Raw genomic sequence first — 9,826 nt, forward strand, 5'->3', positions numbered from 1 at the left:
AATGACGATCTCGCCAACAACTCAATAGCGCTGAAAATAAAATACGGTGATTTCGTCATGATCATGCCCTCGGACATAATGAATGACGCGGAATATGAGATGCTGAAGGATAAAAACCTGGATTTGAAATGCGATGTGCTCATAGCCCCTTATCACGGGCACATGGATGCCTGCCTCGGCGAGTGGTTTGAGGCGGCGAGCCCCTCTCTGGTGGTGCTGCCTTATTCCTATCAGAAGGATTGGAGTTTTTCCGATTCGGATATACTCTTGACCGAAAATAAAGCGAAAGAGATGGGTGCGAAGGCCCTGCGAACGGATAAATACGGCGCCGTTGAAATAACTTCTGACGGCAAGGCCTTCACCTGGACGAGCGTGAAAAAACTGGATGACGCTCAGGAGGGCGCCGCGTCCAATGAGGATTCCCTTGATGTGTTCTAATACCCGTAAACAATCACAGCGGCCGGCACCCATAGACGGCCGCTCACGTATGCGGTTCGCTGCCAATTCGCTCGGAGCACGGGGCAAAACCCCTCACTCATATGGCCCGCTACGGATGCCGTCTGCTGTTCTTTATGCTGTTTCGCGCGCTGGAACTAAAAGTTTATGAATTTTAACGAATTGAATTTTGAACTGCAGCATGAACTGCCCACGCTTTTTTCGGCGTGTCCGGCGCCAGAGCAGGTAATATCTCATTTTGATTCATTGGGCATTCCGGAAGAAGATTGGACGCTCGTTTCAAAAGCGCTCCAGGGCCTGAGCCTGCCTCAGGCGGGAATTGTTTTTTCCGCGCTTCTCAATAAAATAACATTCGCCGATATTGCCGCAGGCGCCGGATCAACGGAAACGCTCGCGCGCCTCACGGCGCTGGATGTGTTATCCGGCGTAGTGCCGGAGAAAATATTATTCCTTGTGTCCTTTGAGAATCAGCCGGAGGAGATAAGGGCGAAACTCTCGGCGCTGCTTCCCGAAAAAAAGGACGCGTTTGAGAAGATAAAATTCGCCACGGCCAGCCTTTTTCTGCAGGATGCGCTGAAAGACACCTCTTTCGGACAGTCCCTGCTTGTGCGGCTTGGAATGATAGAGGATTTTGCGTATTCGTCAAAGTGGATGGAAATCCTAAGCGGCATCCGCAACGGCATAAACAGAAAAGTGTATTTCTGGATGGTTCTGAACCGCAAGCTCACCTCGTCGCTTTCTTCGGTGCCGGAGGACCTGAGAGAGGATGTTGAGGAGATCTTCCGCTCTTACGAGGTGGCGCTGGAAGGCCGCCAGCTTTTTGACAGGGTGGGGATGGGCGATCTCATAAAAAGGTTTTACGCTTTTGACAGGGATTTTTTTCTGCGGCATTTTTCCGGATACAGCAGGGTGCTTGTTGACGACGCCGAGAGGTTTCTGCCCGGAGAATGGCCGATCCTGAAGCTTTTTTCAAAAGACGGCATATTAACCGCCGCCGGCGATTTCTCGCTGGCGTTTTACAAGCCGCGTGATATTGAAATGGGCGAACCGTCGGAAGTGTTTGTCTCCGACGATGATTACAGGCACAGCCCGACGGTGATAGAATGCCTGTCTAACATGTCCGGCAGGCAGATCGTTTCATCTTCCGGAGTCGCCGACGAGGCGTTCGTCCGGTATGACGCGGATGACGAAGACGACGAGATGGAGTTCATAGCTTTTCAGATGAAACAGATCGTCGCCCGCGGCGGCAAAGCCCCGGACATAGGCGTGGTGTATGAGAGATATGATTTTCCGCAGAAATTCTCCCCTCTGGCCGTAAAGTACGGCCTTGACTGTATGGAATATCCCGGCGCCGGGCTGATCATCCCGCTGGCTGAGGCGGCGGCGGGCCTTCTGGAAAAAAACATCACCGCGCCCGCCCTGGAGGTGCTGAAGAAGAATTTTACCCCGAAACAGTTTTCTGCTTCATGCTTCTGGTTTGAAAAACAGCTCAGGCGTTTCGGACCCTATGACGCCATTAAAGACAGGAACGATATTCTGATAGGTGATCTGCGGAAAATGAAAGAGAGGTCCCAGCGCGCGGTCAAACTGGTGCCGGAATATTATTCAAAAGCATATCAGTTTGATTTTGTTTTTGTGCCGGCCTTTGAGAATTATACCTATCCCGCGGGAATGAAAATGATCTTTTACAAGATAGCGGCCCGCGCGGCCAAAGGCCTTTTTTTGACCAGGCCGCTTAAAAGAGCGCCCAAATTATACTGGAAGAAGCCTTTTGAGACGGAGGCATCGCCGCTCGAGGAATTTCTGCCGTCGTCATTTGAAAAAGGCGGCGGCCCTGGGCTTATAGGAAGAGTGCTGAAGAAATTCTTATGAAATTCATAGCCGAATATAAAAAGCACAGAAAAGAGCAGGACAGGGCTTTCGCGAAACTTAAATCAGCGTCTATGGTCATACATCCCTTCGCTGTTTTTTTTGCGGTGCTGGCTGCGGCGCTTACCCTGTGGGTGATCTTGAAGACTCCTTCGGCTCCAGATGTTAAAAAAGACGCGGCTCTGGCGGAAGTGCTTTTGTTCAATGTCGGGCACGGTTACAGCATGCTGTTCATCACCCCGTCGGGAAAAAGCATACTTGTGGACGCTGGCCCCCCCGTTCCCTCAACGCCGGAAAAAGCCGCTGATTTCTGCCTTATGGAGGGCAAAGATGTGTGGAAAACCGCTATTAAAAAATATCTCGAGCGTCGTAACATAAAATCTCTTGACTATCTCATACTGACATCGCCGGCTGAGAATTTCTGCGGCGGGGCGGTGTCGATGTTCGAGGAGGGTTTTCCCGTTAAAAAAGTCCTGGCATCGGGCGTTTATTTTCCCGGGCCGCGCTTCATAACATACAGGAATATAACGGAGAAGGCGCAGAAATCGGGGTTGCTGAAAAATGTCGCGGCGGGGGATGTTATTTACACTGAGAAGGATATGACCGTGCAGGTTTTGAGCCCTCTTATAGATTATTCGGGTTTTGAGAATTTTGATAACAACGCTTCAATGATATTGAGATTTGTCTACGGCAACACCGCCGTGATATACGCGGGCAACGCCGGTTTGTCGGCGCTCGACCACACGGCGGCCTATCAGAGTCTCAAATCCGATGTCCTGGTGACGCCGAATTTCTGTTCGGGGCAGACATTCTCGCTGTCCTTTATGGAAACCGCCGCTCCGTCAATATGTCTCGTTTCCTCGGGCCTCGGGAATAAAGAAGAATACCCGAATTCAAAAATGCTGGCTTTCTTTGATATGATGCATATTAAATATTTCAGAACGGATGAATGCGACAGGATAAAGCTGATATCCGACGGGAAGACGATAAAGGCGGCGAAAGAATGAGAATTAAAAAATTATTCAGGAAGATAGCGGCTTTTTTTACCGGCGCCGGCACTCTTTCCGCGGGCAAGATCAGCGCTTATCTCGCCTGTCCGAAGAAATATCAGTATCAGTATCTTTCGGCTAAAAAAAGTTACGCGTCTTCCCATTACCTGTCTTTCGCTAACAGTTTGCAGGACGCGGTTGAAGTCATGCATTCGGGCGCCATAGCGGACCTCGACGACAAAGAGCTTTTTGAGATACTCAAGAACTGCTGGAAGAGTCAGGGCTACGCGTCTTCCCAGCAGGAAGACACTTTCTGGCTGGCGGGTTTGAGAATGCTCATTGATTATGTGAACAAAAACCGCTTTTTCAGGAACAGGATAATCGCGGTGAAGGAAAATGTCTCCGGAAAATTCGCGGGTTATCTTTTTAACGTCCGCTACGGACAGGTGTCCAGAAATCCGGAAGGGAAGATCGAGATCGTGCAGTTCAAGACGGGCAAGAGGTTCCAGAACGAGGCTTCACTGAGATCTGATATCCAGAGTGTCATCAATTACTCCGTGGCGCGCCAGCGCTGGGGAGGGAAATTGGGCTCATATTCCGTCTATAACCTTTACCACGGAGTGAAGATCGCCGTGGAGCCTACGGAGAAAGATATAGCCGACTGCGAGAAGACCGTCGGCGAGACGGTTAAAAAAATAAAGCTGGGCTATTTCACTCCCCAGCAGGGCCCGCTGTGTTCGTGGTGCGAATACGCGCCGGTTTGCCCGGCGAGAAAACTTCTCCCTGACCCGCGCATATATAAGAGGGTGCTGGAAAGCAAGCGGCTGGCCATGTCATATTCCAAATTCTCGCTGTATAAGAACTGCCCGAGGAATTACAAAAGGATATATGTGGACAAAATAGCGACGAAGCCCCGTCATTTCTTCTCAATAGGGCTCTCGGTGCATAAGGCGATGGAGGATCTTTATTCTTATGACGGCCTCGGCGAACCTTCCCTCAAATTCCTGCTGGAAAGCTACCGGAACAACTGGGAGGGCGGCGGTTATGAATCCGACGAGCAGGAGCAGGCTTTTTTTGAAAACGGCCTGGAATGGATGAAGAACTATTATGAGGAGCACGTGAAAGGGCAGTGGAAAAAAGCCTGGAAAACCGAGCCTTATTTTGAAGCGCCTGTCCAGGGCCCCCGTATAGGCGCGGGACATCTCCTTGTTGGTTTTATTGACAGGATAGAGTCCAATGCCGACGGCACATACAGTATTTACGATTATAAAACCGATCCTCTTCTCAGGACTCAGGAAGAGGTGGATAATGACCTGCAGCTTACCATGTACAGCTGGGTGTGCGAGAAGTATTTCGGCATAAAAATAAAGGAAGCGGCTCTGGTTTTCTTCCGTTTTAACAAGATAATCCGCACGAGCCGCACGGATGAGGATTACAAGAATATGCTTGAACTGATAGACCGTCTGGGAGAGGGCATTCTGAGGAATACCGGAGAGGCCGCGTCACTGCCTTCGGATGAGGCGGATAAGCTGTTCCCTCCGGCGATCAATAGATACTGCGGCGGCTGCGATTTTCTTGACGAGTGCCCGCTCAAAAATGAGATACTGCAAAAAAATAAGTCCGAGGTCATGAACATCAGCGAGGATCTTCGCGTTAATGACAGCGAGCTGGGCCCGGACGAGCCGGGTTCCGAACTGAAAAATAAAAAAAGATAGTTAGCGTAAAGGTCAATGGGGACGGTTCCCATTGAGATAGTCCGCGATTAGGGAGGGATTTATGAAACAATATGTCCGCCGGAGGCTTCTGATAAAAAAAGAACTCCAGTTTAAACTCGCCGCCCTGCAGGGTTTTTCCATGCTCCTTGTGGCCGGCACCTGTCTTATAACATATCAGGCGCTCGTGAATTATATTGATATGTATGTTCCCCGGGGTCCGGAGCTGGACGCTCTTCTGAAGAATCTTTCTCAGACGCTCATCGGCCAGCTTGTGCTTCTGTTGATCATAGGCGTGGCGGTGAGCATACTCGTTTCCAACAGGATACTCGGGCCCGTTTACAGGCTTGAAAAGGACATAGGAGAGATACTCACCGGCGGCGAAGACAGTTATTCCATGAGAGTGAAAATAAGAAAGGGCGACGAGCTGGGGTCACTGGTTGACGCGGTGAACTTGCTTTTGGACCGCCTTGAGCAGTGCCATTCCCAGAATAAACAAATAGTGACAGCCGCCGGAAACAGGATCTCCGCCGCGAGAGACAAATTCAAAGATTCACCCGAAATAAAGCTCACGCTCACGGAAATAGAAAAAGCTTTAAAGACATAGTGCCGGGAACATAAAACGCGAAGGCGGCGTGTATGCGCCGTTCTTTAGAAAAAGTAGAAAAAGGGGACGTCCTTAATTTTCTCTTTTTTGGGGTGTTTTGAAAAATGAGCAAAAAGAAATTTCTTTTTCTTCTTCTGGCTGTCGCCGTGGCGGGCCTGCTGTGGCAGAAATTGGAATTTGTCCGTTCGCCCAAAAACCCGCCCGCTATCGTCTCCCCCCGGCCCAAAGCGCCGCCTAAAATAGCCTGTTCCGTCTCGGGCGAAGTCCTGAACCCCGGGATATATTATCTTTCCGAAGGATCCCTTGTCGGGGATCTCATCAGCGCCGCGGGAGGGTTTACGAAGCGCGCTGACGGCGAAAAGATACAGATGGATGATTTTCTTGATGACAGGGAATCTATCGCCGTGCCGAAAAAATCTTTTTTCAAGAGAGTTGGCATAGGCGAGGCGCCGCCCAAGACTTATTTCCTGCCGCCGATGGAAGTCGTCGAGGAGAAATGAAACTTTTCCTGCTGCCGCCGATTTATCCGGTCACGGCCGCCTTCATACTGGGAATATTCGCCGCACGGGAACAATTCGCTGTTTTCGCCGTTCTCTCGGCGATCCTGATCCTTTTAAGCGCGCCCACGGTTAAGGCCGGAGTTATATACGCGATCGTCTTTGTTATGGGATTTCTCAATTTATCAATGCGAGCGATCCCGCGATCTTCATATCCCCCCGGCGCTGTGACCGTTTCGGGCGAGGTGCGGTTGTTCCCTAAAAAGGACAGTTTTGCGCTGAAAACGGAGAAGGGGAATGTCCTCGTGTGGCATGGCGGCGGTGAAAAGCTCGAGGGCGCCAGGAAAAGCCTGCCGCAGGCCGGAGACATCGTCACCGTCGAGGGGCTTTTTTCCGGGCTGGAGGAGAAGAAAAACTCTTTTTCAACCGACTGGAAAAGAATAAACGAGGCTCAGGGCGTGTGTGGAAGGATATTCGCCAAAAAGATAGAGATGAGGGGCCATCCGTCGGGTTTCAAAAAGTTCGTCGTGGGGCTGAGAGCCGCCGCGGATAAGAGTATAGGAAAATATTTTGACAGTGATTCGGCCGCCTATGTGCGGGGTTTTCTGTGGGGCGAAAAGTCGGGCCTTGAAAAAGATATCATAAAAAATTTCAGAAGGGCCGGGCTTATGCATCTTCTCGCCGTCAGCGGCCTGCATATAGGTTTGTTCACGGCTATCGCTGCTGTTTTTCTATCTTTTTTTATGGGCCGCGGCAACGCTCTGCTTGCGAGTGTCCCGCTGGCTTTTATGTATTCCCTGCTTTGCGGGGCCACGCCATCCAGCGTCAGGGCGGCCGTGATGTTTTCCATAATGGCCGTGGGACTGCGCACGGGCAGAAGGGGAGCGCTGGGCAGCAGCCTTTTCGCGGCGGCGCTTTTTATGCTCATCTTGAATCCGCTCTGGCTTTTTACGGCGGCCTTCCGGCTTTCGTATCTTGCGGCGGCGGGCATAATCTTTATTTCGCCGCCCCTTTTCCGTATTTTCAAAAAAATTATGCCATCTTTTATCGCCGCGCCGCTGGCTGTGGGAATAGCGTGCCAGATAATAATAATCCCCGTTTTGAATGAGACTTTCTACGAATTTTCTCTTCTCACGCCGCTGATGAATCTGGTGGTGATACCCATCGCCGCACTGCTCGTCTTCGCTCTTTTTTCTTTTTTTTGCGCCGCCGCTGTCTCATCCTGGGCGGCCGGAGTGTTTGCATCGGCGGCGAGTTTGTTTATCTTTCTGATAGACAAACTGCTTCGGGTGACGGTTCTTGTCCCAAACGCGATGACCGGCTGGGGGCACCTGAATATTTTAACATACGGGGCTTATTACGCTTTGCTTTTCGCGCTTCTTTCAAAGAGAAAGAGGATCATGGCCGCGGCTTTTCTGTTTTTTGCCGCCGCGCTCCTGTGGCAAATGAACGACAGAGGGGTTTTCCGGCTCTATGTGCCGGCATTCGGTTCGGGAGACTGCTGTTTTTTTACCTCATCCGGCAAATGGTACCAGATAGGAGTGGCTTCGGATATAGCCGGGAACATGGCGCCGGAATATGATCAATTCATAAAATATCACGGCATAAAAAAAATCGAGGGATGTTTTATACTCAGCTCGTCCATATATCACATAGGCTCATTCAAACAGCTCATGGAAAAAGATCTGGTCAGGAAATTTTATCTCAGGATAGGCGTCAGGAGGACAAACGAATTTGAGAATCTTCTTTATGAGGGCAGGGGCAGGGGACTGTTCAGGGATCTCAGCGCGCCCCTCGAAGAAAACGGATTCAAATTATATCTTTCCGGCGAGGCTTTGATCATTGAGCGGTCACCCCGTAAAATAATTTACGCTTTCGGCGAGAAAACCGCCCCCGGCCATTGCGATGTTTTCATAGGCGACGTTTATGAATTCTGCAAACACTGGATAATTCCCCAGTTCGAGGACAAAGAAGTCATAATACGCCTCGGCCGGAAAGTGATCAGGGAAGACTGGATGCGTAAGTGAGCCATTTGTTTTTAACTGTCTTTTGGTATAATCAAAGAATGGCAATGATGATATTTTCAAAGAAGGAGAACTGAAAGGAAATTCAGTTGTCCGGAATTCCCGTACAACTGCCTCTGTCGGACAAGCCGATAGTGTTGTGAAAAAAAGAGGTAATAATGATTATTAAGAAAAAAATAGCGTATTCCATAACGGCGTTTATTTATATGAATCTCTTGCCCTATATATCCAGATTGCCTAAGGGCATTGAGTGGGCGCAACAATATCTTCCTGACGAAGGTCATCTTATTGCAGGGTTATGGCTTGTACACAGTTTTTATTCAATTCCCGCAGTTCTATTGATTATATCGATATACACCAGCAAAAAGTATGCGCTTCCTTTTCTTTTAACTTTTCTAACTTTGACATTCGCCACTGTTTATTTTAATCATGGTTATGATCTGTCGTCATGTTCGACAGCTACTATTGGATTAGTTTTTATGCCAATTATAACATCTTTTTTGGGGGGCATAGCTTTTGGATTGGGACACGCGATACAATATTGGATAATTAAAAAGACTACTAATGTTAAAGAGGAAGGGAGCGATAATTGATTTATGAGATATGAAAACCAGAACCGTCCCGATATTCTGTTCACTCCAAATGAAATGCCGCAAAAACTTGAAGAAGAAAAATGAACAAGGAAATTAAAGAAACTTTCAAACGCTCAATGCCGATCATGGCAGTGACACTGGCTATCGGCTTTGTGGCGATGTTCAACATGATTTGCGTGGTTGGAGTCAAATACTCCAGTCTAAGTATAACTAAACGCGCTGCGAATTATCTGAACTGGATGAATAAATTTGCGGTTATCGGGAACTCTCCATGGTTTAAAATAGTATATGTCATCCTTGGAATTGCCGCTGTGGTAGTTATATACAGATTTTTTACATCATTCTCAAGCGACGATGAACCATCACAAAATATAGTAGAGAGAAAGAAAAAAAACATTCTTGGAATTTATCTGCTTTTTATTACCGCTTTGTGGGGTTTGGCTATTTATTTAGTTCCGCCTGCTGTGGGTCATATGTATGAAATAAAGCTATTAGAATTATTTGCATTTTCTTTATGCGCTGGTGGATTCTGGATTTTTTCATCCGCAAAATGGTTAGGTTTACCAGAGGGAAAGCGCATAGATCATAAGTGGGCTTTTCTTTTGGGGGCTGCCGCGGTGTGGGTTGTTGCGGCAGAAATATATGTTTTTGGAAAAATATCAAGACCGCTGGAAATATTTTTAACCAGTGGAGTTGGGTTGTTCCAGTTAGATGATATTATGACCATGGTACGATTGCTGATGTGGGGGATTTTCGTTATTATTCTGCATATATTTATAGTGGTTCCAACTATTTTTGCTCTTGTTCCGGTAAAACTGAAACTTGAAAAAAGATTTTTTAGGATACTGATACCTGCGACGATTTTTCTGCTGGTGTTTTTAACAAGCAATTTTCTCAGGATGTATCTGAAAAAATATGATTACGACAAAAAAGATTTTGCTGAGGCGACAGGAATAGATATTAATTCGCATACACATAAAACGCTTATCTATCTTAGAGAAGATGATAGCGGACGGAAAGAATCATATATGGAAAAAATATCTCTTAAGAGGAAAATATGGGATCCATTTACATATATG

The 9,826-nt window shown here is 48.2% G+C and carries 8 protein-coding genes; all 8 read left to right on the forward strand.

The window, feature by feature from the left end:
• The first annotated feature begins 603 nt into the window (after positions 1 to 603).
• The gene (locus tag FP827_09525) at positions 604 to 2,328 is read left to right on the forward strand and encodes a hypothetical protein (protein ID MBA3053306.1); all 1,725 of its coding nucleotides are present in this window, start codon (positions 604 to 606) and stop codon (positions 2,326 to 2,328) included.
• Positions 2,325 to 3,332 (forward strand): hypothetical protein, encoded by a 1,008-nt coding sequence (locus tag FP827_09530; protein MBA3053307.1) that lies wholly within the window; start codon positions 2,325 to 2,327, stop codon positions 3,330 to 3,332. Before FP827_09525 ends, FP827_09530 begins: the two co-directional genes overlap by 4 nt.
• Complete coding sequence (locus FP827_09535; protein MBA3053308.1) at positions 3,275 to 5,029, forward strand: PD-(D/E)XK nuclease family protein; 1,755 nt, start codon at positions 3,275 to 3,277, stop codon at positions 5,027 to 5,029. The genes FP827_09530 and FP827_09535 overlap by 58 nt, the downstream gene beginning before the upstream one ends.
• 61 nt (positions 5,030 to 5,090) lie before the next feature.
• Positions 5,091 to 5,633 (forward strand): HAMP domain-containing protein, encoded by a 543-nt coding sequence (locus FP827_09540; protein ID MBA3053309.1) that lies wholly within the window; start codon positions 5,091 to 5,093, stop codon positions 5,631 to 5,633.
• 104 nt (positions 5,634 to 5,737) lie between these two features.
• On the forward strand, positions 5,738 to 6,133 hold the full coding sequence (locus FP827_09545) for a hypothetical protein (GenBank protein ID MBA3053310.1): 396 nt from the start codon (positions 5,738 to 5,740) through the stop codon (positions 6,131 to 6,133).
• Positions 6,130 to 8,157 (forward strand): ComEC/Rec2 family competence protein, encoded by a 2,028-nt coding sequence (locus FP827_09550; protein MBA3053311.1) that lies wholly within the window; start codon positions 6,130 to 6,132, stop codon positions 8,155 to 8,157. Before FP827_09545 ends, FP827_09550 begins: the two co-directional genes overlap by 4 nt.
• Before the next feature lie 155 nt (positions 8,158 to 8,312).
• Positions 8,313 to 8,747, forward strand: a complete 435-nt coding sequence (locus FP827_09555) for a hypothetical protein (protein ID MBA3053312.1) — start codon at positions 8,313 to 8,315, stop codon at positions 8,745 to 8,747.
• An 80-nt stretch (positions 8,748 to 8,827) separates the two neighbouring features.
• The coding region (locus FP827_09560; protein MBA3053313.1) for a hypothetical protein at positions 8,828 to 9,826 on the forward strand (999 nt) is incomplete at its 3' end.

The organism is Candidatus Omnitrophota bacterium, assembly GCA_013791745.1.
In the GTDB taxonomy this organism is placed as follows: domain Bacteria; phylum CG03; class CG03; order CG03; family CG03; genus CG03.